The sequence below is a fragment of the Amycolatopsis mongoliensis genome (genome assembly GCF_030285665.1).
In the GTDB taxonomy this organism is placed as follows: Bacteria; Actinomycetota; Actinomycetes; order Mycobacteriales; family Pseudonocardiaceae; genus Amycolatopsis; species Amycolatopsis mongoliensis.
On record NZ_CP127295.1, the window covers coordinates 227,791 to 251,531 of the forward strand.

The following is a 23,741-nucleotide window of genomic DNA, read 5'->3' on the forward strand; positions in this document are numbered from 1 at the left end:
GAAGGGACCACGGGCGGCAACGGCACCGAGCATGAAACGCACAGGAGCGAAACCCCGCGCGTTTGTGCTTTCCTACAAGCCTGATGACGACCGTGAAAACTCTGCTGGGCCTGCCGGGGCTGCGGCTGCGCCCACGGGCCGGAGCCGACCTGCTCGACCGGCCCGTGACCCGCATCTACGTCACGGAACTGCCCGATCCCGGACGGTACCTGTCGGCCGGTGAGCTGGTGCTGTCCGGCCTGCTCTGGTGGCGGCGCCCGGGCGACGCCGAGCCGTTCGTGGCCGCGCTGGCCCGGGCGGGCGCGGCGGCGCTGGCCGCCTCCGGCGCCGACTCCGGCGACATCCCCGGCGACGTCGTCGAGGCCTGCGAGCGGCACCGGATGCCGCTCCTGGAAGTGCCCGCCGACCTGTCGTTCTCGGTGATCACCGAGCAGGTGGTGCTGGCGCTCGCGGCTGCCTCCGAGAGCGCGCGCAAACGTTTGCAGGCCGCCGCGGACGCGCCCGTGGAGACGTTGCTGGAGAGCGCGTCGGCGGAGCTCGGGCTGCCGTGCTGGGTGCTGTCGGGCCTCGGCCGGGTGGTCGCCGGGGCTTCCCCGCTGCCGGTGCCGGCGGCGGAGGTCGTCCGCCGGTACGCGGCCAAGGAGTCCGGGCCACTGACGGTGGTCCCGGTCGAAGGACGGCACGCCGTGCCGTGGCTGGTCGCCGCCGGCGGCCCGCTGAGCACGGCGCAGGCGGAGCTGGCCGAAGAGCTCGCCGGACTCGTGGGAGTCACGCGGGCGCGGGCGGCCGCCCCCGAGGCCGAGGTGCCCGGCGAGGCGCGCGTCGTCGCGTTGCGGACCGAAGGCAGCGACGAGAGCCGGGACGTCCTGCGCGAGCTGCTGCCGGACGGGCGTCTGCTCGAGTCCGTCGGCGACACGTCGTACGCGGCGACCGCCCTGGTGCCGTCCACCACCGAGCTGTCCACTGTGGAGCCGCTGCTCCGCGCGTCGCGGATCCTCTGCGGTGTCGGCGATCCCGCGCCCCGCGACGAGGCGCGGGACGTCGCGGCGTACGCGCTCGCGGTGGCGGCCCGGCGCCCGGGCCGCGTCTCGGTGGTCCCGGCCGGCGAGGTGGACGTGCACCGGCTGCTGGTGGCCGGCGCCCCGGACGGGCTGCGCGCCGCGCTGCGCCGCCGGGTGCTCGGGCCGCTGCTCGAGTACGACGCCGAGCAGCACACGGACCTCGTGCACACGGTGCGGGTGTTCCTGGAGTGCTCGGGGTCGCCGACCCGGGCGGCGAAGGCGCTGCACGTCCACGTCAACACGCTGCGCTACCGCATCGGCCGGGCGGGCGAGCTGCTCGGCGCGGACCTGACGGAGTTCACCGACCAGCTCGACGTCTACCTCGCCTTGCGCGCCGGGGACCAGGCAGGATGATGGGCGGCGTGGAACCCGAAATCACTTCGGCCCGGCAGGCGGGGCACGACCCGCGCGTGCTGGCCTTCGGGCGGCTGCAGGGCGCGGCGAACCGGCTCGAGTACCTGCTCGGGCGGGCGCTGGAACGCGAATGCGGGGTCACGCACCTGATGTACGAGGTGCTGCTGATCGTCGGCCGCGCGGGTGCGGACGGGTTGACCATGCGCTCGATCGCGCAGGAGCAGGTGCTCACGACCGGCGGGGCGACCCGGCTGGTCGACCGGATGGAATCGCTGGGCCTGGTGACGCGGACGGCGTCCCCGCGCGACCGGCGCGTCCAGCTCGTGCGGCTGACTTCGCTGGGCGAAGAGACCACGGTGCGGGCGAGCCGGCTGCACGTGGAGAACATCGAGCAGTTCTTCTTCCGGCCGTTGCCGCCCGAGCACCACGAGCGGTTCGCCGAGGACCTGCGGACGTTGAGCCACTTCGCGCGGGACGCTCTCCCGCGGCTGCGTTAAAGCAGCGTCGCCGCGGCCAGCCCGAGGAAGAGCAGCGGAGCGGCGCCGGTGGCGAACTTGCGGGCTTTCAGGTGCGCGACGATCGCGCCCACGTAGAACAGGACCAGGCCGATCCCGGCGGCGACCCCCAGGACGGGCACGCCGAGCAAGCCCAGTGTGAGGCCCGCCGCGCCGGCGAGCTTGAGGGTGCCGAGCAGGGGCAGCCAGCTCGGCGGGACGTCGACGGCTTTCGAGGTGGCCAGGACGAACGGCGCCTTGACCAGGTCGGCGATGCCGATTCCGGCGTTCAGGACGATCACGGTGAGGACGACGGCGGTGTGCATGCCTTTCCGACGGGGCGGCCGCCGGGAAGGTGACCGGGCTGCGGCACACTCGCCCCGTGGGCAAGCAGAAGCGGCGCGTTCCGGCCGAAGAGACCGCGCGGCCTCGGACCGCCGAAGAATTCGGCGACGCCCTGCTGGCCGCGGCCTCCGAGGTCGCGCGGGGAGTCCGGGGTGCGGCCGGGAAAAGCGCGAACCGGCTGGCGCCGGACCTCGAACTGCCCGCCGAGGCGGCCGAAGGTGCCCACCGCGCCGGGCAGCACCTGATCGCCCGCGTCTGCCGGGGCGGCTGGCTGCCCGAAGACCTCCAGCAGGCGGCCCGGCGGCGCGTCGACGAGTTCGCCCGGTCCTTCGTGCTCGACGCCCTGGCCGCGTACGGAGAGCAGTTCCCAGGCCGGCAGGACCAGCTCGATGAGGTGGGCGCCGTCCGCTGGTGGACGGAGTCCGAACCGCACCTGCCGCAGTGGGCGGCGAAGCACATCCTGACCCCGGCCGAGGCGCTGACCTCCGTCATCGAAGCCCTGGGCTTCCTGATGACCCTGCCGGCGCTGACCCCGCCGGGAACTGCGACGCCGGCTCGCCCGGCGCACCACGCCGTCGACGAGAAGAAGCTGAGCCGGGTCCGCGCACTGCTGGCGAAAGCCGAGTCGAGCTCGTTCCCGGAGGAGGCCGAAGCTCTCTCGGCGAAAGCGCAGGAGCTCATGACCCGGTACGCCTTCGACCGGGTGCTGGTCGAGGCCGGCGAGGCCGGGCACGACGTGCCCGCGTCGCGCCGGATCTGGCTCGAGACCCCGTACGTCGACGCCAAGTCGCTGCTGGTCCACGTGGTCGCGAAGGCGAACCGCTGCCGGGCCGTCTTCGACCCGCGCTGGGACTTCGTCACCGTGGTCGGCGACGAGGACGACCTGGACTCCGTCACATTGCTGACGACGTCCCTGCTCGTCCAGGCGACGCGGGCGATGATCACCGACCCGGCCGGCCGGGACCGGGCGTTCCGGAAGTCGTTCCTCGTCTCCTACGCCACCCGGATCGGCGAGCGCCTGGAAAAGGCCGCCGCGGTCACGCTCACGGCCACGCCCGACGCGGACCGGCTGCTGCCGGTGCTGGCGTCGCACGAGCTGAAGGTGAACGCGGCCTTCACCACGCTCTTTCCCCAGGTGGTGGGCAAATCGGTGACCGTGCGCAGCCACGAGGGCTGGCACGCCGGACGGTCGGCCGCGGACCGCGCCCGCCTTCACGAGCCGGGGTCGTGAGTGGGAAACAGGGTTAGAACACTGTTTCCCACTCACGACCCTCAGGCGAGCCGCAGCGCGTACTTCTCCAGTTCCGGCCGCCCGAACGGCAGCTCGCTCTCGTCGAGCGCGCCGCAGTCGAGGCCGCGCAGCAGGTACACCGCCAGCGCCTGGGCCGTCGCCGGTTCGTCCAGGACACCCCCGGCCTGCTTGTCCGCATACGCCCGCAGCCGCTCCACCGCGGCCGGGAACCCCTCGCGGTAGAACGTGTACGTCGCCGCGAAGCGCGTCGGCAGCTGGTGCGGGTGCAGGTCCCAGCCCTGGTAGAACCCGCGCTCCAGCGACCGGCGGACCAGCCGCAGGTGCTCGGCCCACGCGTCCGGGAGCGCGTCGCCGACCGGCAGGCGGTTGGTCGAACCGTCCGACAGCCGGACGCCGGTGCCCGCCGCCGCGACCTGCATCAGGCCCTTCGCCAGGTCCGCCGCCGGGTGCTCCATGCTCTGGTACGCCGCCGCGATGCCCAGGCCCGCGCTGTAGTCGTACGTCCCGTAGTGCAGGCCCGTGCACCGGCCCGACGCGGCCTGCACGATCCGCGCCACCGACAGCGTCCCGTCGAGGTCCACAATGGACTGCGCGGTTTCGATCTGGACCTCGAAGCGCAGGGTGTTCTCGGGCAGGCCGTACGCGGATTCCAGGCGCGCCAGGACTTCCGCGGCCACCGACACCTGCTCGACCGCCGTCACCTTCGGCAGCGTGACGACGAACCCGGGCGGCAGCGGCCCGTTCTCGAGCAGCGCACCCAGGAAAAGGTCCAGGGTGCGGATGCCCCGCCGGCGCGTCGCCGCTTCGAAGCTCTTGAAGCGGATGCCGCAGAACGGCGTCCCACCGGTGGTGGCCAGAGTCTGGCCGGCCGCCCGCGCGGCCGCGTCCTCGACGTCATCGGGCACGCGGCCGAAGCCGTCTTCGAAGTCGATGCGCAGATCCTCGATGGGCTCGGTCAGCAGCTTCGCGCGGACGCGTTCGTACCCGCCGGCGTCGACGCCGAGGAGCTCGGCGTGCTCGATGAACACGCGCATCGCCTGCTTGCCCCAGTCGGCGACCAGGCGGGTGCGGTACTGCGACGCCGGCACGTACACCGTGTGCACCGGCTGCCGCCCCGGCCGCTCCCCGGGTACGACGCCGCGACGCGCGCGTCGGCCTCGGCCAGGCGCGCGTCGGCGGCGGCGTAGACGTCTTCGGGAAGACGCACTACTTGATCCGCTCGTAGGCGGGCAGCGTCAGGAAGTCCGGGAACTCGTCGGCCAGCGCGACCTGCTCGAACAGCTCGACGGCCGGCAGCAGCCGGTCGGCGGGGAGCTCGCGGGCCAGCTCGCCGCGGACGTCCGTCAGCACACCGCGCACCAGCTCCGACGTCACGACGTCGCCGGTGTCCAGCGTGGTGCCGTTCTTGACCCACTGCCAGACCTGCGAACGCGAGATCTCCGCCGTCGCCGCGTCCTCCATCAGGTTGTGGATCGCCGCCGCGCCGTTGCCGCTCAGCCAGGACGCGATGTAGCGGACGCCGACGTCGACCGCGGCGCGCAGGCCGGCCGCCGTCGCGCCGCCCGGCGTCGAGGCGACGTCCAGCAGCTGGTCGGCGGTCACGCTGACCTCGTCACGGGTGCGCTCGAGCTGGTTCGGCCGCTCGCCGAGGACCTTGTCGAACTCCTCCTTGCAGAGGGCGACCATGCCGGGGTGCGCGACCCAGGAGCCGTCGAAGCCGTCCGCAGCCTCGCGCGCCTTGTCGTCGTGGACCTTCTTGAACGCGCCCTCGTTGACCTCGGGGTCCTTGCTCGGGATGAACGCGGCCATGCCGCCGATCGCGAAAGCGCCGCGCTTGTGGCAGGTGCGCACCAGCAGCTCGGTGTAGGCGCGCATGAACGGCGCGGTCATGGTGACCGAGTTGCGGTCCGGCAGCACGAACTTCTCGCCCGCGTCGCGGAAGTACTTGATCACGCTGAACAGGTAGTCCCAGCGGCCGGCGTTGAGGCCCGACGCGTGCTCGCGCAGCTCGTAGAGGATCTCCTCCATCTCGAACGCGGCCGGGATGGTCTCGATCAGCACGGTGGCGCGGACGGTGCCGTGCTCGATGCCGAGCGCCTTCTCCGAGTGGGTGAAGACGTCGTTCCAGAGCCGCGCTTCGAGGTGGCTCTCCATCTTCGGCAGGTAGTAGTACGGGCCCTTGCCGCGCTTCAGCTGCTCGGCCGCGTTGTGGAAGAAGTGCAGGCCGAAGTCGACGAGCGCACCGACGGCTTCGCGGCCGCCGAAGGACAGGCCGCGCTCGGGCAGGTGCCAGCCGCGCGGGCGGACCACGATCGTCGCGTGCTCGACGTCGTCCTTGAGCGCGTAGCTCTTGCCGCCGCTCTCGAGCGTGATCGTCTCGCGAACGGCGTCGTACAGGTTGACCTGGCCGGACACGACGTTCGCCCAGTGCGGCGTGTTGGCGTCCTCGAGGTCGGCGAGCCACACCTTCGCGCCGGAGTTGAGCGCGTTGATGGTCATCTTGCGGCTGGTCGGCCCGGTGATCTCGACACGCCGGTCGCGCAGCGCGGGCGGCGCGCCGGCGACCTGCCAGTCCCCCTCGCGGATCTCCTTGGTCTCCGGCAGGAAGTCGAGCCTGCCGGTGGTCCGGGCCTCCTCACGACGCTTGCCGCGCGCCTGGAGCAGCTCGTCGCGGCGGCCCGCGAACGCGTCGTGCAGGCCGGCGAGGAAGTCGAGCGCCTCGGGCGTGAGGATCTCGTCACCGCGCTCGACCGGCTCGCCCAGCACCTGGACTTCAGAAGACATGGGGAAACACCTCGAAGGTTCGGATCTTTGGATAACGGCCCTACGGTTTTCTACCAGCCGGACTATAGTTTCTGCATAGCGGAACCTCAACGCCAACGTAAGGAGGGCCACCGGTGGCAGCGGAGAAGAACGGGCGCGACGGCGGCGTCCAGTCCCTGCAGCGCGCCTTCGAGCTGCTGGAACACCTGGCGGACACCGGCGGGGAGGCCAGCCTGTCCGAGCTCGCGACGCTGTCCGGGCTGCCGATGCCGACGATCCACCGGCTCATCCGCACCCTGGTCGACCTCGGATATGTGCGGCAGAACACCAACCGCCGCTACGCGCTGGGCGCGCGCCTGATCCGGCTCGGCGAGAACGCGAGCATGCAGTTCGGCGCCTGGGCGCGGCCGCTGCTGGCGGAGCTGGTCGAGGAGGTCGGCGAGACGGCGAACCTGGCGGTCCTGGAGCGCGACGAAGTCGTGTACGTGGCCCAGGTGCCCTCGAAGCACTCGATGCGGATGTTCACCGAGGTCGGGCGGCGGCTGCTGCCGCACGGCACCGGCGTCGGCAAGGCGATGCTGGCCCACCTGCCCGAGGCCGACGTCCGCGCGTTGCTGGAGCGGACCGGGATGCCGGCGTACACCGAGCACACGTTCACCGACGCGGACGCCCTGGCCGTCGAGCTTTCGCGTATCGCTTCGCAGGGGTACGCGCTCGACGAGGCGGAGCAGGAGCTGGGTGTGCGGTGCGTCGCGGTGGCGGTACCGGGCGCGCCGGTGCCGGCGGCGGTGTCGGTGTCCGGCCCGTCGGGCCGGCTGACCGCCGAAGCGGTGGCACACATCGCCCCGGCGGTGCAGCGGGTGGCGGACGCGTTGGGCGCGAGCCTGTCCCAGTCGGCGGTCACCGTCTAAGCCAGCTCACCCTTCAGCAGGTCCATCAACAGTCCGTCGTGCCAGGTGCCGTCCGGGGCGCGCTCGTAGTCGCGCATCAGCCCCACCGGGCGGAATCCCACCTTCGTGTACACCCGGATCGCCGTCTCGTTCGACGCCGCCGGGTCGATCGTCAGGCGGTGGTGGCCGGCGTCGAGCAGGTGGCGGGCCAGCGCCCGGAGCGCGTCCGTGCCGATGCCGCGGCCGTGGAAGTCCGGGTGCACCGAGATGTCGATGCCCGCGTGGCGGTACTGCGGCTCCAGCTCCTCGCAGCTCTGGATCAGCCCGACCACCACTCCGCCGAGTTCGATCACGTAGCACGTGTACCCGTCCTCGACGGCGTACAGGCCTTCGGTCTCGTGGTCCGGGTCGCCCCACCAGCGGGCGACCTCCGGCGTGGCCAGGATCTCGCGCACCCGGGCGCGGTCCGTTGCGGCGATCGGGCGCAGTCGCACCCGCTCGCCGGTGATGACAGTCATGATGGGTCCTCTCTTCGTAGCGAATGACGGCTTTGGCGCGTCTGCTACGAGGAGGGGCACGAGCGGAAGTGCGTCAACCCGGCATGCCCGGAGTGTGCGCCGCCGCACCGCCGCCCGTCATCCGATTTTCGCCGGAGGGACCGCCGATGGACCCGCACACCGGCGGCGCACTCGCCTGGCTCGCGCAGGGCGCCGCCTCGAACCTGCTGGACCGGCTCGTCGACCGCGCCCTCGACGGCTCACCGCAGTCACCCGCGTGGCCGCGCCCAGCCGGGGCACCCGCCGGGACGGTCGAGATCAGCGTGCGCCACCACGTCACCACCAAGGGGCGCACGCCGGTGATCCTCACGCTGCAGGAGGACGGCGGGCACACGGGCACGGTGTTCTCGGTCGTGCTGGGCCACACCGCCCGCATCGCGGTGCCGGGCGGCCGCTACTTCGGGGCGGCCATGGTGATCGACCCGCAGCGGCGCACCCGCTCCGGCCCGACGCTGCAGGGCATCGGCTGGTCCCGGCTGACGGTCGCGGCCCGCCGGACGTCGCCGTTCCTCATCCCGGTCCAGCGCCCGACGGCACCGGTGCTGCTGCAGCTGGGCCTGCGCAAGGCGGACGGGACGCCGCTCTTCCGGCTCTAGCCGAGCAGGGCGTCCACGAAGGCGCCCGGCTCGAACGGCGCCAGGTCGTCCGGCCCTTCACCGAGCCCGACGAGCTTCACCGGCACGCCCAGCTCACGCTGGACCTGGAAGACGATGCCGCCCTTGGCGGTGCCGTCCAGCTTCGTCAGCACGATGCCCGTCACGTCGATGACCTCGGCGAACACGCGCGCCTGCATCAGGCCGTTCTGGCCCGTCGTCGCGTCCAGGACGAGCAGGACCTCGTCGACCTTCGCCAGCTTCTCCACGACGCGCTTGACCTTGCCCAGCTCGTCCATCAGGCCCGTCTTCGTGTGCAGCCGGCCCGCCGTGTCGACCAGGACCGCGTCCACGCCCGTGTCCACGCCGCGCTTGACCGCGTCGAACGCCACCGCCGCCGGGTCGGAGCTCTCCTTGCCGCGGACGACCTCCGCGCCCACGCGCTCGGCCCACGTCTGCAGCTGGTCGGCCGCCGCCGCGCGGAACGTGTCCGCCGCGCCCAGCACCACCGTCTTGTCCTGGGCCACCAGGACGCGGGCGAGCTTGCCCGTGGTCGTCGTCTTGCCCGTGCCGTTGACGCCGGCCACCAGGACCACCGCGGGCTGCTTCTTGCCGTCGACGATGTGCGGCAGCGCCCGCACCGCGCGCTCGCTGTCGGTGGACAGCTCCGCCGTCAGCACCTCGTGCAGCACCTCGCGAGCCTCGGCGGGGTTCCGCACCGCACGGCGGGACAGCTCGTCGCGCAACCGCTCGACGATGTGGTTCGTGGTCGCCGCGCCGAGGTCGGCCATCAGCAGCGTGTCTTCGACGTCCTGCCAGGAGTCTTCGTCGAGGTCACCGGCGCCGAGCAGGCCGAGCAGGCTCTGGCCGAACACCGACCGCGACTTCGACAGCCGGCCGCGCAGGCGCTCCAGGCGGCCGGTCGCCGGGTCGATCTCTTCGACGACGGCCGCGGGTTCTTCGGCCTCGGGCAGCTTGACGTCGCGCACCGTGCGCTGCGGCGAGTCGCGCGGCACGGCGGCGTCGTCGCCCACCGCGGGCTGGCCGTCGACCTCCGGCCGATCTTCGACCGGGTGCTCGGGTGCCTCCGCCGTGCCGCCGGGCGCGAGCGCGATGCCCCCGCTGGCCGCGTAGCTGCCGCCCTTCGGTTTCTCCTCGACCTCGCGCCGGGCGTCCAGGCTGATCCGGCGCTTGCGCGCGACCAGCAGGCCGACCACCAGGACGGCGACCAGCACGACGACGGCGAGGACTACGAACAGGAACCAGGTGCTCGACACCCGTCCATCCTTTCATCCGCACCGCAGCGGCCCGGACACCCCGTCCGCACAGGCAATTCGTAACGATGTAGATCCCGATTGGGCCAAGACTTCACCACGCGGGTTGCGCCACCAGGAGGCCTGCACTAAACCCCTCCGGATGGGGATGCGCGCAAGCCACGGCTTCCGGGTGATCGGGCTGATTTCGGGCACGTCGGTCGACGGCATCGACGTGGCCGCCGCCGACCTGCACGCCGAAGACGGCACCGTGGTCCTGACCCCGCTGGGCGAGCTCGACGTCCCCTACCCGGACCCGCTGCGCGAAGGCCTGCTCGCCGCGTTGCCGCCGGGCTCCTGCACCGCCGGCGAGCTGACGCGACTCGACACCGGCGTCGGCCAGGCGTTCGCCGACGCGGCCGCCCGCGGCGTCGAAGAGCTCGCCGGCGGCCGGGCGGACCTCGTCGCCTCGCTGGGCCAGACGGTGTTCCACTGGGTCGAGGACGGCCACGTCCGCGGCACGCTGCAGCTCGGCCAGCCCGCCTGGATCGCCGAGCGCACCGGGCTGCCGGTGCTGGCCGACCTGCGGGCCCGGGACGTCGCCGCGGGCGGCCACGGCGCTCCCCTGGCGAGCACGTTCGACCAGCTGTGGCTGCGCGGGCTGGCCCAGGACACCGGTCACCCGGTCGCCGCGCTGAACCTCGGTGGGATCGCGAACATCACCGTGGTCGCCGACGGCGAGCCGGCGATCGCCTACGACACCGGGCCCGCCAACGCGCTGCTCGACGTCGCCGCCCACCGCGTCACCGGGCGGCCCAGCGACGTCGACGGCCGGCTCGCGCTCAGCGGGTCGGTGCGCTCCGACCTGCTCGCGCGACTGCTCGCCGACCCGTACTTCACCGCCGCGCCGCCGAAGTCCACCGGCAAGGAGTACTTCCACGCGCCCTACCTCGACGCCGCCCTCGCCGGGCTGCCGCCGGTCGACCCCGCGGACCTCCTGGCGACGCTGACCGAGTTCACCGCGGTGACCGTCGCCGACGAGTGCAAGCGCCACGGCGTCACGACGGTGATCGCCTCCGGCGGCGGCGTCGCGAACCCGGCCCTGTTGGCGGCACTGGCGCGGAACCTGCCCTCGGCGGTGCTCAAGACCAGCGACGACCTCGGCCTGCCCGGCGCCGGCAAGGAGGCGTACCTCACCGCGCTGCTCGGCTGGCTCACCTGGTGCGGCGTGCCCGGTACGGTGCCGTCCGCGACCGGTGCCCGCGGGCCGCGCCTGCTCGGCGCGCTCGTTCCCGGTGCCGGGCCCCTGATCCTTCCCGCCCCGCTGGGGGGCACCGTGACGCGGTTGCGAGTCGCGGAGAAGGCCGGATGACAGTAGGAGAAGTCCATGCGCGGTGTTGACCTCGCCATCATCGTGGTCTACCTGGCGGCGATGCCGCTGATCGGCGTGCTCGTCGGCCGCAAGCAACGGTCGGCGGCCGACTACTTCGTCGGCGAGCGCAGCCTCCCGTGGGGTGCGGTGATGCTGTCCGTGGTCGCCACGGAGACCTCGACGCTGACCGTGATCAGCACGCCGGGGCTGGTCTTCGGCAACGCTTTCCTGTTCCTGCAGCTGGCCTTCGGCTACATCATCGGCCGGACGATCGCCGCGTTCGTGCTGCTGCCGCGGTACTTCCGGGGCAACCTCGTGAGCGCGTACGCGTTCCTCGGGAAGCGGTTCGGCTCCGGGCTGCAGGGCACCGCGTCGGTGACGTTCGTGATCACGCGGCTGCTCGCCGAGGGCGTGCGCCTGTTCGCCGGCGCGATCCCGATCAAGGTGATCCTCGGGCACTACAACATCCACCTGGACTACTGGGTGATCGTCGTCATCCTGACCGCGCTGACGCTGATCTACGCCTACATCGGCGGGATCAAGGCGGTCGTCTGGGTCGACGTCATCCAGCTGTCGCTCTACCTGGGCGGCGCGGCGGTGGCGGCGATCGTGCTGCTCAACAAGCTGCCCGGCGACTGGTTCACGCAGGCGTCCGACGACGGCAAGTTCATGCTCGTCGACTTCTCGAAGAACCTGCTGACCAGCCCGTACGCCTTCGTGACGGCGGTGCTCGGCGGCGCGGCGCTGTCGATGGCCTCGCACGGCGCCGACCAGCTGATCGCCCAGCGGCTGATGGCCACGCGCAGCCTGCGCGACGGCCAGAAGGCGCTCATCGGCAGCGGCATCATCGTCACCATCCAGTTCGCGCTGTTCCTGCTGGTCGGCGCGATGCTGTGGGTGTTCAACGGCCGCAAGTCGGTCGCGCAGCTCGGCCTGCAGAGCCCGGACGACGTGTTCTCGCGGTTCATCATCGACGACCTGCCGGTCGGGGTGTCGGGCCTGCTCATCGCGGGTGTGCTGGCCTCGACCATGGGCGCGCTGGCCTCGGCGCTCAACGCGCTTTCGACGTCGACCGTGGCCGACCTCTACCAGCGGTTCACCAAGCGCTCGCCGGAGGATTCGAAGCTGCTGCAGCACGGTCGCATGTGGACCCTGATCTGGGCGGTCGTGTTCGCGGTGTTCGCGTCGCTGTTCTCGACCACGAAGAACTCGGTGATCGAGCTCGGCCTGGCCATCACCGGGTACACCTACGGCGCGCTGCTCGGGTCGTTCCTGCTCGGGCTGCTGATCAAGAAGGCTCGGCAGGCGGACGCGATCGTCGCGTTCGTCACGACGGTCGTGGTGATGGCGTTCGTCATCCTCGGCGTGAAGTTCAGCGCGAAGACCGGCGGTCTCCTCGGGATCGACTTCAGCAAGGCGGCCGGGGACAAGGTCGCGCTGGCCTACCCCTGGTACACCCTGCTCGGCGTGGTGATCACGCTCGTCGTGGGCGGGTTGCTCTCGCTGCGGCACCGGACGCCGGACCCGAAGGCGGCCGAATCGGAAGCCGCGGGCGAGGCGGAAGCGGAAGTTCCCGCCGCCTGATCCTTCTGAACCGCTTCCGGCGGGCGCCCGTGTCGATCTGCGGGAGCCCGCCGGTGAGCGGCGGGAGAATCGAAGGTGGGTTCATGAAACGGATGACGGTGGCGCTCGCGGTCGGTGCCCTGGTGCTCGGCGGCGCGGCGACGGCTTCGGCCAGCCCGGCGGCCCCGAAGGTGCCGGACGCGATCAAGGTCCCGGCCGGCAACCACGCGCTGGCGACCTACGCGGCCGAGGGCGTGCAGATCTACGGGTGCACCGCCGGCGCGTGGATGCTGATCCAGCCCGCGGCGGTGCTGTCGAAACACGGAAAGCCGGTGGCGCTGCACAGCAAAGGGCCGGTCTGGACGTCCATTGTGGATGGAAGCACGGTCGGCGCGGCGGCGGTGGCGAACGCACCGCGGGACGGCGCGATCCCGGAGCTGCTGCTCAAGGCGAACCTGAACACGGGTGACGGGGTGTTCGGCAAGGTGACGTACGTCCAGCGCCTCAACACGCGCGGCGGCGTGGCTCCGGCCGGGAGCTGCACGGACGGCGCCCAGACCGCGGTCCGCTACTCGGCCGACTACGCCTTCTGGGTCGCCGACTAGCCGGCGCCCCAATGTGGCGTTCGGTGCGTCTCACGCACCCAATGTGGCGTTCGGTGCGTCCCACGCACCCGACGCCACATTGGGGCGTTGTGGCCCAGGCCGTCGTAAGGTGGTGCGGGGACAGGGGGGTCACATGGGGTTCTTCATCGGCATCGGCGTTGTGCTCGCCGCGGTGCTCGTCGTCGCCTTGGTGCTCGACCGGTCGGACCGCAAGCGCGGGGTCAAGCGCGGGATGATCACGCCCCGCGGACGCCGGCCGCGGATCGACGACGCGCGGTGGATGGGCAGCGACCTCACCACCTACGAGCACCGGGCCCGGCCGGACGACCGGGCACCGCGGGACGACGCGTCTTAGCCGACCGCGACCGGTTCGTCGTCGGCCGTGCGCAGGCGCTGCGAGATCACCTTCGTGATGCCGTCGCCCTGCATGCTCACGCCGTAGAGCGCGTCGGCGATCTCCATCGTCGGCTTCTGGTGGGTGATGATGATCAGCTGCGACGAGTCGCGCAGCTGCTCCAGCAGCCCGATCAGCCGGCGCATGTTGGTGTCGTCCAGCGCGGCCTCGACCTCGTCCATGACGTAGAAGGGTGAGGGCCGGGCGCGGAAGATCGCGACCAGCATGCCGACCGCGACCAGCGACTTCTCGCCACCGGACAGCAGCGACAGCCGCTTGACCTTCTTGCCCGGCGGGCGCGCTTCGACGTCGACGCCGGTGCTGAGCAGGTCGTCCGGCTCGGTGAGGACCATCCGGCCCTCGCCGCCAGGGAACAGCACGCTGAACACCGTCTCGAACTCGCGGGCCACGTCCGCGTAGGCGCCGGCGAAGACCTCGAGGATCTTCTCGTCGACCTGCTTGATGACGGCTTCGAGGTCCTTGCGGGTGTCTTTGAGGTCTTCCAGCTGCGTGGAGAGGAACTTGTACCGCTCCTCCAGCGCCGCGAACTCCTCCAGCGCGAGCGGGTTCACCTTGCCCAGCAGGGAAAGGTCCTTCTCGGCGCGCTTGGCGCGGCGGGCCTGGGTGTCGCGGTCGTACGGCATCGGCGGCGGCGGGGTGACGTCCTCGCCGCGGTCCTTGGCCGCCTCGTACTCGGCCATCTCGCCCGCGCTCGGCGGGACCGGGACGTCCGGGCCGTACTCCTGGACCAGGTCGGTGAGGCCGATGCCGAAGTCCTCGGCGATCTTCGCTTCCAGCGTCTCCAGCCGGAGCCGCTGTTCGGCGCGCAGCACCTCGTCGCGGTGGACGGCGTCGGTCAGCTTCTCCAGCTCGCCGGTGAGCTCGCGGACCTTGGCGCGGACGCCGGTCAGCGCCGCCTCGCGGCTCTGGCGGCGGGCCTGGACCTGGTCGCGCTCGGTGGCCGCGCGCTGGACTGAGTGCTCGATGCGTTCCAGCGCGATCTCGCCGCCGTTGACGACGGCGTTGGCGATCTCGGCGCCGCGCTTGCGGTTCGCCGCGGCGCGCTCGGCGCGTTCGCGGGCCTGCTGCTCGGCGTGCGCGGCGCGGCGGAGCCCTTCGGCCTTGCCCGCGATGCTGCGTGCCCGCTCTTCGGCGGTGCGCTGCGCGAGCCGCGCCTCCATCTCCTCCTGCCGGACGACGGCCAGCTCCTCGACGGCGGCGTCGCGCTCGGCGGTGTCCGGGTCGTCCTCGACGGGCTGCTCGGCGACGGCGGCGAGCCGTTCCTCCAGCTCGGCGAGCTGGGCCAGGGCCTGCACGCGGCTCTGCTCGACCTTCGCGCGCTGGCCGCTGAACCGTTCGACCTCGGCCTGGGCCTGGCGGGCCGCCTGCTGCAGCCGGCTGAGCCGCTCCGACGAGCGGGCCTTGCGGACCTTCGCCTCGCCGAGGGCGTCCTTGGCCTGGGAGACCTCTTCGCGACGGGCCTGCTGCTCGGCGCGGGCGCCTTCCAGCTCGGCCGCGTACCGCTCCAGCGAACGCTCGGCCGTGCGGAGCCGCTCCCCGGCCTCGTCGACGGCGGCCTGGACCTCGATCACGCTCTCGCGCTTGCCGGAGCCACCGATCGCCCAGCGGGCGCCGAAGACGTCGCCTTCGGCCGTGACCACCCGGACCTCCGGGTGCGTCGCGACCAGGTGGCGGGCCGCTTCGAGGTCGGGGACCAGGGCCAGCTTGTCGAGGGCCTGTTCGACGGCGGGCCGCAGCTGCGGGGGCGCCGTGACGACCTCGCGGGCCCAGCGCGCACCTTCCGGCAGCGACGGCCACGAGTACGTGTCCACAGTGGACTCGGGTCCGCCGAGCAGGATGCCGGCGCGGCCGGAGTCGGTGTCCTTCAGGTACTTCAGCGCGCGCAGGGCGTCTTCGCCGCCCGAGACGGCGACCGCGTCGGCCACCGGGCCGAGCGCCGCGGCCAGCGCGACCTCGTGGCCGGGTTCGACGGTCAGCAGCGCGGCGACCGAGCCGAGCAGGCCCGGCAGCTCGTGGGATGCGCCGAGGAGCGCGCCCGCGCCGTCCTTGCGCCGCAGGCCCATCGACAGCGCCTCGACGCGCGCCTTCTCCGACGCGATCTCGCGCTCGGCGGTGCGTTCGGCCTTGACCAGCTCTTCGACGCGCGCCTTGGCCGCGTTGTTGGCCTCGACCGCGCGGTCGTGGCGGTCCATCAGGCCGGCGTCGTCGGACTCCTCGGCGCCGCCCTCGGCCTTGGCCATTTCGAGCTCTTCGACGGCGATCTCGGCGCGTTCGGCGGCCTCTTCGAGGGAGACGCTGAGGCGGTCGATCTCGTCGGAGGTGGCGCCGTTCTTGCTGCGCAGCGCTTCCACCTGGCCGGTCAGCTTGGCCATGCCCTCGCGGCGGTCGGCGATGGCGCGGACGGCGGCCCAGTGCGCGCGCTCGGCGGCCTGCACGCGCTGTTCGAGGTCTTCGCGCCGCAGGACGGTCTGGGCGAGCAGCTCCCGGGCCTCCATGACGGCCTCGTTGAGCTCTTCCTCCTGCTCGGCGACGCGCTCGGCCTCTTCGAGGAGCTCTTCGGGGTCGCGGCCGCCGGTCGCCGTCGAGACGTCGGCCGAGAGGTGGCGCTGCCGCTCGATCGCGAGCCGGACGGTGCCGCGCAGGCGCTCGGCCAGCGCGGACAGCTTGTACCAGGTCTCCTGGGCGGTCTGCAGCAGCGGCGCGTCCTCGGCGAGCGAGGACTCCAGCTCGGCTTCTTCGGCGGAGACGACTTCGAGGGTCTGCTCGACCTCGGCGCGGCGCTGGCGGGCGGTCTTCTCGTCCGCCTCTTCGCGGGCGATCGCGTCCCGCTGGGTGACCAGGTCGTCGGCGAGCAGCCGCAGGCGGGAGTCGCGCAGCTCGGACTGCACCGACTGGGCCTTGCGGGCGATCTCGGCCTGCTTGCCCAGCGGCTTGAGCTGGCGGCGCAGCTCGGTGGTGAGGTCGCCGAGGCGGTCGAGGTTGCCCTGCATGTTGGCCAGCTTGCGCAGGGTCTGTTCCTTGCGCTTGCGGTGCTTGAGGACGCCGGCGGCCTCTTCGATGAAGGCGCGGCGCTCCTCGGGCTTGGACTCGAGGATCGCCGAGAGCTGGCCCTGCCCGACGATGACGTGCATCTCGCGGCCGATACCGGAGTCCGACAGCAGCTCCTGGACGTCCATCAGGCGGCAGCGGTCGCCGTTGATCTCGTACTCGCTGGCGCCGTCGCGGAACATCCGGCGGGTGATGGACACCTCGGCGTACTCGATGGGGAGCGCGCCGTCGGCGTTGTCGATGGTGAGGGTGACCTCCGCGCGGCCGAGCGGGGCGCGGCCCGCGGTGCCGGCGAAGATGACGTCCTCCATCTTGCCGCCGCGCAGGTCCTTGGCGCCCTGGGTGCCCATGACCCAGCGCAGCGCGTCCAGCACGTTGGACTTGCCCGAGCCGTTCGGCCCGACCACGCAGGTGATGCCCGGCTCGAAGCGCAGCGTGGTGGCCGAGGCGAAGGACTTGAAGCCCTTGAGCGTCAGGCTTTTCAGGTGCACTGGGTGCTGACCCCTCTGGCTGCCGGTACTGGCGATTCAATCGTCCCAGGCTACCCGGGGGCCGCGGGGGACCGCCGGACGCGCCCCCTCATCGGCGCGCCTTAGCACATCCCGGAGGGCCCCAGCAACCTCACGAACCACACCGGCCCCGGATGTACCAAGCCGCCGGCTACCGCTCGGCGAACCCGCTGAGTCCCCCTTTCGGGTCGGACCAGCGCTCGACGACGCTGTCCACACTTCCGGGTGATTCTCCGGACCGCAGGATGGCCAGCAACCGCTCACAGTGGTCTCGATCACCCTCCGCTATGACCTCGACACGCCCGTCGGGCATGTTGCGGGCGCTGCCGACCAGCCCGAGTTCGAGCGCCCGGCTGCGGGTCCACCAGCGGAAACCGACGCCTTGCACCCGTCCGCGGACCCACGCCGTCAACCGGGTGTTCGTTTGTTCCTCACGCACGCTTTCATCCTTTCCGGACAGATCGACTGCGCACAGTGATCGCGCAGGCCTACTACCTGGGCGAATAGGGCACCGACGGTGATAGCCTCGCCGCCGAGGTCGTCCTCCCGGGTTCCCCCACCGGGGGAAGCAGTGATCGATTCACGGCCTCGCACCGCGCCCTCCCGAACCCCCGAGGAGCCTGTAATGCCCCGCCCCGACGGGTCCGCATCGAGCTCGCACGTGACCAGGATCGACACCGCCCCGCCGAAGAGCAGCAAACCGAACCGCACCGGGTACGTCGTGCTCGGGGTGGCCGGCCTGGTGGTCGCGACCGCGTTCGCCGCGGTCGCCGAGCTCGCCGGCCCGGACCCCGCCACCACCGCGGGCGGCACCGGCGGCACCGGTGGCCAGGGCACCTCGCAGGCCGGCCTGCAGACGGTGCCGAGCACCCCCTCGTCGTCCGGCCCGTCGACCGCCGGCGCGCCGACGTCGGAGTCGGCGCCCAAGTCCTCGACCCCGCCGAGCACGGTGGTGTCGATCAGCCCGGACGGCAAGACCACGACCACCGTGGTGACCCACGCCGACCCGCCCCCGCCCCCGCGCGACGACACGGGCAACCCGCCGCAGTCGACGCCGAAGACCACTCCCCCGCCGACGACCAAGACGACGCCGCCGACCACGACACCGGACCCGACGACGACGCCCCCGACGACGACACCGTCGCCGACCGGGGGCGGCACGAGCACCGCGGGCTCGCCGTCGCCGACCACGAGCGACTCCCCGGGCGTGACCGGAAGCACCACGCACGCGCAGTAGGAACACCGTCCGCCCCAAGGCGGCCTTGGGTGCGTCCAACGCACCGAAGGCCGCCTTGGGTGCGTTGGACGCACCGAAGGCCACATTGGGGCGCTCGGTGCGGATCAGGCGAGGATCGCGGCGACGACCGCGTCGCGCAGGAACTTCCCATAGCGCTCCGGCGGCCACCCGCGCTCCAGGCACAACAGTTCGTACTGCTCCGGCCCGTGGTACGCCCACAGGACGTCGCGCACGTCGTCGGCGGCCAGGTCCGGCTTGACCTGCCCGGTCGCCAGCAGATCGGCCGAGAAGTACGTCATCGCGGTGAGCATCTCGCCGCGCATCTGCGCCCACACCTCGGCAGCCGCCGGGTCCGCCGCGGCCGCTTCCCTGGCCAGCAGCTGGACCGGGACCACCACCGGCGCGATCGCCGCGAGGTGGTCGAAGTACATCCCGATCTTGCGGGCGGCGTCCGGCTCGGCCTGGATCGCCGCGATGAAGTCGCGGCCGGCGATCGGGACGTCCTCGTCGTCGCCCGCGACCGTCACGTCGAAGACCGCCTTGAGCAGCGTCGCCTTGTTCGCGAACGCCTTGTAGACCGTCTGGACCGCGACGCCCGCCGCCTTCGCCACCTCGGGCATCGACGTGCCCGCGTACCCCTTCTCCCGGAAGAGCCCCGACGCCGCCGTCAGGATGCGGCGGCGGTTCTCGCGCGCCTGCTCTTGGCGTCGCGACGTGTCGTAACGGCGCTTGACAGGCTCGACCATTTAGGTAAAGACTCCTCTATCGAATAGACGTCCATCTATCATGACACCCTGAGGGGGCGCTGACCATGATGGGACAAGCCACCACCGACGCCGTGACCGCCGCGCGGGAGCTCGCGCCCGAGCTGAGCGCGCGGGCCGTCGAGGCCGAACGGCTCCAGACGCTGCCGCGCGACCTCGTCGAGCGGGCGCGGGAAGCCGGGCTCTTCCGCCTGGCGACGCCGCGCGCCCTCGGTGGGCAGGAGCTGCCGCCTGCCGAGCTCGTCGAAGTGATCGAGGAGCTGTCCCGCGCCGACGGGTCCGCGGGCTGGACGATCACCATCGGCAACGGCTCGGCGTTCCTCGCCTGGCTCGACCCCGCGGTCGCCGCGGAGCTCGTCGCCGGCACGCCGGACCCGATCGGCGGCGGCGTCTTCGCGCCGATGGGCCGCCTCACCCCGGACGGCGCCGGGAAGTTCTCGTTCGCCGGCCGGTGGGGGTTCTGCAGCGGCAGCCCGCACACCGACCTGTTCTTCAACGGCGCCTTCGCCGGCGGCGACCCGCGGGACTGGCGGCTCGCCGCCGTCCCGGCCGCCGAAGTGCGGGTGGTCGGGAACTGGGACGTCAGCGGCCTGCGCGGCACCGGCAGCCACGACGTCGAGATCGAAACCGTCGTGCGCGAGGAGCACACGATCTCGCCGTTCACGAACCCGGCGCGCCACGACGGGCCGTTGTGGCGGTTCCCGTTCTTCACGTTCATCGGCACGCTGATGGCGGGCGTCCCGCTCGGCATCGCCCGGCGCGCGCTGGACGAGTTCACCGAGTTCGCGCCGGCGAAGTTCCGCCCACCGGGCCCGGGCCCGATCGCCGAGGACGGCGACGTCCAGGTCGCCCTGACCCGGGCTGAGGGAGAGCTGCGGTCGGCGCGCGCGTTCGTGTTCGACGCGCTGGGCGCGCTGTGGGAGACGGCGTGCGCGGGCGACGTCCCGGACGTCGGTGAGCGGGGCCAGTTCCTGCTGGCGACCCAGCAGGCGATGCGGGCTTCGCTGAGCGCGGTGAACACGGTGACGGGTCTGGCGGGCGCGGGGGCGTTGCACGCGGATCAGCCGGTCCAGCGCTGCTTCCGCGACCTGCACGCGGCTTCCCAGCACATCTACTTCTCCGCGGCGGCGGCCAAGCGGTACGCCAAGCTGCGGTTCGGGATCGAGCAGCCGACCTTCTGGTTCTAGCGACGGCGCCGCAGGCGGTGGGCGAACAGCGCCCACAAATAGACCGTCAGCAGGGCACCGGCGCCCGCCGCCGCCACGCGCAGCCACGTCACCCCGCTCACGCCGCCGTCGAACGCCGTGAAAAGCCAACCGAGGGCGCCGAACGTCGCTCCCACCGCCAGCGTCAGCACGATCACCGGCGGGATGCGCTCACCGCCCTGCAGCCACGTCTTCGTCCCGGCCATGGCCTTGGGGTACCCACGCCGCTACACCTCGAAGCGGTACCCCATGCCGGGCTCGGTGAGCAGGTGCCGGGGCCGGGACGGCTCCGGTTCCAGCTTGCGCCGCAGCTGGGCCAGGTACACCCGCAGGTAGTGGGACTCCCGCTCGTACGACGGGCCCCAAACCTCGTGCAGCAGCTGCTTCTGCGCCACCAGCCGGCCGCGGTTGCGGACCAGCAGCTCCAGCACGCCCCACTCCGTCTTCGTCAGGTGGACCTCCACGCCGTCGCGGCGGCGGACCTTCTTCGCGGCCAGATCCACGCTGAACGACGACGTCTCCACCACCGCGTCCGCGTCGTCGGCGCCCGTCACCGCCGAGCGGCGGACCGCCGCCCTCAACCGGGCCAGCAGCTCGTCCATCCCGAACGGCTTCGTGACGTAGTCGTCCGCGCCCGCGTCGAGGGCCTGGACCTTGTCCGCCGAGTCGCCGCGCGCCGACAGCACGATGATCGGGACCGTCGTCCAGCCGCGCAGGCCGGCGATCACCTCCGTGCCGTCCAGGTCCGGCAGGCCGAGGTCGAGCACGACGACGTCGGGCTTGGTCTCGGCCACCGCCTTGAGCGCGGCCGTGCCGTCGTGCGCGGTGATCACCTTGTAGCCGCGGGCGTTCAGGTTGATCCGCAGCGCCCGCACGATCTGCGGCTCGTCGTCCACCACCAGCACGGTGGCACCCGGGTCACTCATCGCACCCCCTCCTCGACTTCTTCGAACGTGACGCTGTGCTCGGGCAGCGAGACCACGACCGTGAGCCCGCCGCCCGGGGTGTCCTCGGCGCGGATCGTGCCGCCCATCGCCTCGGTGAACCCCTTCGCCACCGACAGCCCGAGCCCGACCCCCGGCGTCGCGTCGCGGTCGCCGCCGAGGCGCTGGAACGGCGCGAACGCCGAGTCCGCGGTCCCCTTCCGCAGTCCCTTGCCGTGGTCGACGATCCGCAGCTCGACGTGGCCGGAGTGGGCCGAAGCCCGCGCGGACACCGGTCGCCCGCCGTGGCGCAGGGCGTTGTCCAGCACGTTCGCCACCACTCGTTCCAGCAGGCCCGGATCGGCCAGCACCGGCGGCAGCCGGTCGTCGACCGCGACCTCGACCGCCTCCGACGAGTCTACAGTGGACAGAGCGTGGGCGACGACCTCGTCGTAGCCGACCGGGCGCAGGTGCGGGCGCACCGCGCCGGTGGCCAGCCGCGAGGAGTCCAGGAGGTTGTCGATCAGCCCGGCCAGCCGGTCGGCCGACAGCTCGATGGCCTCCATCAGCTCGGCGGTGTCCTCTTCGGACAGTGCGAGGTCGGGGGCGCGCAGGCTGCCGATCGACGCCTTGATCGACGTCAGCGGCGTCCGCAGGTCGTGCCCGACCGCCGACAACAGCGTCGTGCGCAGCTCGGTGGCCTCGGCCTTGCGCTCGGCGCGGGCCGCGGCGGCGGCGCTGCGCTGCTGGCGCAGGGCGAGCAGCGCCTGCCCGGCCACCGCTTCCAGCACGCGCCGGTCGGCCGCGGGCAACGCCCGTCCCCGCAGGGTCAGGTGGACGTCGGCGGTGACGGCGATGTCGACGTCGGCCTCGTCCGGGTCGGCGCACGGGTGCTCCCCCGCCGTCGCCACCCCGCGCCACTCGCCGTCCTGCTTCTCCAGCAGGGTCACCGACGTCAGCGCGAAGTTCTCGCGGACCTTCTCCAGCAGCCGCTCGATCGGGTTCGCGTGGGTCAGCACGGTCCGGGCGTAGGAGGCGAGCAGCGCCGCCTCGGTCCGCGCCCGCGCCGCCTGCGTGGCCCGGCGCGCCGCCTGGTCCACGACCAGCGCGACGAGCACCGCGACCACGACCATCGCGATCAGCGTCACGAGGTTCTGCGGGGTGTGCACGGTCAGCGTGTACAGCGGTGGCGTGAAGAAGAAGTTCAGCAGCCCGGCACCGAGCACGGCCGCGACCAGCGCCGGCCCGAGACCGCCGACCAGCGCCACGACCACGGTCGCCAGCACGTAGGAGATGACGTCGGTGGCGAAGTCGAGCCCGGCCGGGACGAAGAACCCGACGGCGGTGACCAGTACCGGCAGGACGACGCTGAGCACCCAGCCCGCGACCAGCCGCGAGAACCCCAGCGGGCTCGCGCTGAGCCGGGCCCGCAGGCGCCCGCCGGCCTCGGAGTGGGTGACCATGTGCACGTCGATCGACCCGGACTGCCGCACGACGCCGGCGCCGATGCCCTCGTCGAACAGCCGCGCCACGCGCGAACGCCGCGAGGTGCCGATCACCAGCTGGGTCGCGTTGACGCCGCGGGCGAAGTCCAGCAGGGCGGTCGGCACGTCGTCGCCGACGACGGTGTGGAAGGTCGCGCCGACCTCCTCGGCCAGCGTCCGGCAGCGGGCGATCGCGGCGGGCCCGAGCCCGGACAGGCCGTCGCCGCGCAGGATGTGCACCACCTGCAGCTCGGCGCCGGCCCGGGTGGCGATCCGGCTGGCGCGGCGGATGAGCGTCTCGCTCTCCGTGCCGCCGGTGATGGAGACGACGACGCGTTCGCGTGCCTCCCAGGTGTCGGTGATGCTCTGCTCGGCGCGGTAGCGCTGCAGGGCGACGTCGACCTGGTCGGCCACCCAGAGCAGGGCGAGCTCGCGCAGCGCGGTGAGGTTGCCCGGGCGGAAGTAGTTGCCGAGCGCGGCGTCGATGCGCTCGGCCGGGTAGACGTTGCCGTGGGCGAGCCGCCGCCGCAGCGCTTCGGGGGTGATGTCGACCAGCTCGAGCTGCTCGGCGCGGCGGACGACCTCGTCCGGCACGGTCTCCTGCTGGGTGACGCCGGTGATCCGCTCGACGACGTCGTTGAGGCTCTGCAGGTGCTGCACGTTGACCGTGGACAGCACGTCGATGCCGGCTTCGAGCAGCTCCTCGACGTCCTGCCAGCGCTTGGCGTGGCGCGAACCCGGCACGTTGGTGTGCGCGAGCTCGTCGACGACGGCGACCTCGGGCGCGCGGGCGAGGATGGCGTCGACGTCCATCTCGTCGAACTCGCGGCCGCGGTGGCCGGCGTGCCGCCGCGGGACGACCTCGAGGCCGTCCAGGAGGTTCGCGGTCATCTCGCGGCCGTGCGTCTCGACCAGCCCGACGACGACGTCGGTGCCGCGGTCGAGACGCCGCCGCGCTTCGCCGAGCATGGCGAAGGTCTTGCCGACGCCCGGAGCCGCGCCGAGGTAGATCCTCAGTTCCCCTCGGCGCGGCTTCTTCGTACTGGTCACGCTG

21 protein-coding genes and 1 pseudogene are annotated in these 23,741 nt (G+C 72.4%); 11 read left to right on the top strand and 11 right to left on the bottom strand.

Annotation, left to right across the window (positions count from 1 at the left end; translation table 11 throughout):
• Nucleotides 1–83: 83 nt before the first annotated feature.
• Both QRX60_RS01100 and QRX60_RS01105 read left to right on the top strand, forming a co-directional pair.
• Nucleotides 84–1,415, top strand: coding sequence for a PucR family transcriptional regulator (locus tag QRX60_RS01100; protein ID WP_285998917.1), 1,332 nt, complete (start codon nucleotides 84–86; stop codon nucleotides 1,413–1,415).
• Nucleotides 1,416–1,423: 8 nt separating this feature from the next.
• A complete protein-coding gene (locus QRX60_RS01105; RefSeq protein WP_332845821.1) occupies nucleotides 1,424–1,912 on the top strand; it encodes a MarR family winged helix-turn-helix transcriptional regulator in 489 nt (162 codons plus the stop codon).
• Here the strand turns inward: QRX60_RS01105 and QRX60_RS01110 are convergent.
• Nucleotides 1,909–2,235 carry a DoxX family protein gene (locus tag QRX60_RS01110; RefSeq protein WP_285998918.1) on the bottom strand — a complete coding sequence of 109 codons (327 nt, stop codon included), beginning with the start codon at nucleotides 2,233–2,235 and terminating at the stop codon, nucleotides 1,909–1,911. The genes QRX60_RS01105 and QRX60_RS01110 overlap by 4 nt on opposite strands.
• A 56-nt stretch (nucleotides 2,236–2,291) precedes the next feature.
• On the opposite strand from QRX60_RS01110, the gene QRX60_RS01115 reads away from it, so the two are divergent.
• On the top strand, nucleotides 2,292–3,485 hold the full coding sequence (locus QRX60_RS01115; protein ID WP_285998919.1) for a DUF2786 domain-containing protein: 1,194 nt from the start codon (nucleotides 2,292–2,294) through the stop codon (nucleotides 3,483–3,485).
• A gap of 41 nt (nucleotides 3,486–3,526) precedes the next feature.
• Here the strand turns inward: QRX60_RS01115 and QRX60_RS01120 are convergent.
• Both QRX60_RS01120 and aceB read right to left on the bottom strand, forming a co-directional pair.
• A pseudogene (locus tag QRX60_RS01120) lies at nucleotides 3,527–4,713 on the bottom strand (DUF6986 family protein).
• Nucleotides 4,713–6,290 carry a malate synthase A gene (gene aceB / locus QRX60_RS01125; RefSeq protein WP_285998920.1) on the bottom strand — a complete coding sequence of 526 codons (1,578 nt, stop codon included), beginning with the start codon at nucleotides 6,288–6,290 and terminating at the stop codon, nucleotides 4,713–4,715. The pseudogene QRX60_RS01120 and the gene aceB overlap by 1 nt, the downstream one beginning before the upstream one ends.
• A 113-nt stretch (nucleotides 6,291–6,403) precedes the next feature.
• On the opposite strand from aceB, the gene QRX60_RS01130 reads away from it, so the two are divergent.
• A complete protein-coding gene (locus tag QRX60_RS01130) occupies nucleotides 6,404–7,180 on the top strand; it encodes an IclR family transcriptional regulator (protein ID WP_285998921.1) in 777 nt (258 codons plus the stop codon).
• On the opposite strand, the gene QRX60_RS01135 is transcribed toward QRX60_RS01130, so the two are convergent.
• Entirely contained in the window at nucleotides 7,177–7,677 is a 501-nt protein-coding gene (locus QRX60_RS01135) for a GNAT family N-acetyltransferase (RefSeq protein WP_285998922.1), read from the bottom strand. The two genes, QRX60_RS01130 and QRX60_RS01135, sit on opposite strands and share 4 nt — an antisense overlap.
• Nucleotides 7,678–7,823: 146 nt before the next feature.
• Between QRX60_RS01135 and QRX60_RS01140 the strand changes: the two genes are divergently transcribed.
• Complete coding sequence (locus QRX60_RS01140) at nucleotides 7,824–8,312, top strand: hypothetical protein (protein ID WP_285998923.1); 489 nt, start codon at nucleotides 7,824–7,826, stop codon at nucleotides 8,310–8,312.
• Here the strand turns inward: QRX60_RS01140 and ftsY are convergent.
• Entirely contained in the window at nucleotides 8,309–9,586 is a 1,278-nt protein-coding gene (gene ftsY / locus QRX60_RS01145) for a signal recognition particle-docking protein FtsY (protein WP_285998924.1), read from the bottom strand. The genes QRX60_RS01140 and ftsY overlap by 4 nt on opposite strands.
• Before the next feature lie 139 nt (nucleotides 9,587–9,725).
• Between ftsY and QRX60_RS01150 the strand changes: the two genes are divergently transcribed.
• The 4 genes from QRX60_RS01150 to QRX60_RS01165 all read left to right on the top strand — a co-directional run bounded on the left by QRX60_RS01150 (nucleotide 9,726) and on the right by QRX60_RS01165 (nucleotide 13,457).
• Nucleotides 9,726–10,934 carry an anhydro-N-acetylmuramic acid kinase gene (locus tag QRX60_RS01150; protein WP_285998925.1) on the top strand — a complete coding sequence of 403 codons (1,209 nt, stop codon included), beginning with the start codon at nucleotides 9,726–9,728 and terminating at the stop codon, nucleotides 10,932–10,934.
• Nucleotides 10,935–10,949: 15 nt separating this feature from the next.
• Nucleotides 10,950–12,518 carry a sodium:solute symporter gene (locus QRX60_RS01155; protein ID WP_285998926.1) on the top strand — a complete coding sequence of 523 codons (1,569 nt, stop codon included), beginning with the start codon at nucleotides 10,950–10,952 and terminating at the stop codon, nucleotides 12,516–12,518.
• 83 nt (nucleotides 12,519–12,601) lie between these two features.
• Nucleotides 12,602–13,102 (top strand): DUF3455 domain-containing protein, encoded by a 501-nt coding sequence (locus QRX60_RS01160; RefSeq protein ID WP_285998927.1) that lies wholly within the window; start codon nucleotides 12,602–12,604, stop codon nucleotides 13,100–13,102.
• Nucleotides 13,103–13,235: 133 nt separating this feature from the next.
• A complete protein-coding gene (locus tag QRX60_RS01165; RefSeq protein WP_285998928.1) occupies nucleotides 13,236–13,457 on the top strand; it encodes a hypothetical protein in 222 nt (73 codons plus the stop codon).
• Here QRX60_RS01165 and smc read toward each other — a convergent pair.
• Nucleotides 13,454–17,056, bottom strand: coding sequence for a chromosome segregation protein SMC (smc, locus tag QRX60_RS01170; RefSeq protein WP_285998929.1), 3,603 nt, complete (start codon nucleotides 17,054–17,056; stop codon nucleotides 13,454–13,456). The genes QRX60_RS01165 and smc overlap by 4 nt on opposite strands.
• Nucleotides 17,057–17,225: 169 nt before the next feature.
• Entirely contained in the window at nucleotides 17,226–17,513 is a 288-nt protein-coding gene (locus QRX60_RS01175) for an acylphosphatase (protein WP_285998930.1), read from the bottom strand.
• A 222-nt stretch (nucleotides 17,514–17,735) separates the two neighbouring features.
• Between QRX60_RS01175 and QRX60_RS01180 the strand changes: the two genes are divergently transcribed.
• Complete coding sequence (locus tag QRX60_RS01180; protein ID WP_285998931.1) at nucleotides 17,736–18,311, top strand: hypothetical protein; 576 nt, start codon at nucleotides 17,736–17,738, stop codon at nucleotides 18,309–18,311.
• 104 nt (nucleotides 18,312–18,415) lie between these two features.
• Here the strand turns inward: QRX60_RS01180 and QRX60_RS01185 are convergent, their stop codons facing one another.
• Nucleotides 18,416–19,057 (bottom strand): TetR/AcrR family transcriptional regulator, encoded by a 642-nt coding sequence (locus QRX60_RS01185; RefSeq protein WP_285998932.1) that lies wholly within the window; start codon nucleotides 19,055–19,057, stop codon nucleotides 18,416–18,418.
• Nucleotides 19,058–19,122: 65 nt separating this feature from the next.
• Between QRX60_RS01185 and QRX60_RS01190 the strand changes: the two genes are divergently transcribed.
• On the top strand, nucleotides 19,123–20,262 hold the full coding sequence (locus tag QRX60_RS01190) for an acyl-CoA dehydrogenase family protein (RefSeq protein ID WP_285998933.1): 1,140 nt from the start codon (nucleotides 19,123–19,125) through the stop codon (nucleotides 20,260–20,262).
• Here the strand turns inward: QRX60_RS01190 and QRX60_RS01195 are convergent.
• From QRX60_RS01195 to QRX60_RS01205, 3 genes are read right to left on the bottom strand one after another with little or no spacing between them, the layout of a single operon-like run.
• On the bottom strand, nucleotides 20,259–20,486 hold the full coding sequence (locus QRX60_RS01195; RefSeq protein WP_285998934.1) for a hypothetical protein: 228 nt from the start codon (nucleotides 20,484–20,486) through the stop codon (nucleotides 20,259–20,261). The two genes, QRX60_RS01190 and QRX60_RS01195, sit on opposite strands and share 4 nt — an antisense overlap.
• Before the next feature lie 21 nt (nucleotides 20,487–20,507).
• The gene (locus QRX60_RS01200; protein WP_285998935.1) at nucleotides 20,508–21,206 is read right to left on the bottom strand and encodes a response regulator; all 699 of its coding nucleotides are present in this window, start codon (nucleotides 21,204–21,206) and stop codon (nucleotides 20,508–20,510) included.
• Nucleotides 21,203–23,737, bottom strand: coding sequence for a sensor histidine kinase (locus QRX60_RS01205; protein WP_285998936.1), 2,535 nt, complete (start codon nucleotides 23,735–23,737; stop codon nucleotides 21,203–21,205). Before QRX60_RS01205 ends, QRX60_RS01200 begins: the two co-directional genes overlap by 4 nt.
• Nucleotides 23,738–23,741: the final 4 nt, after the last annotated feature.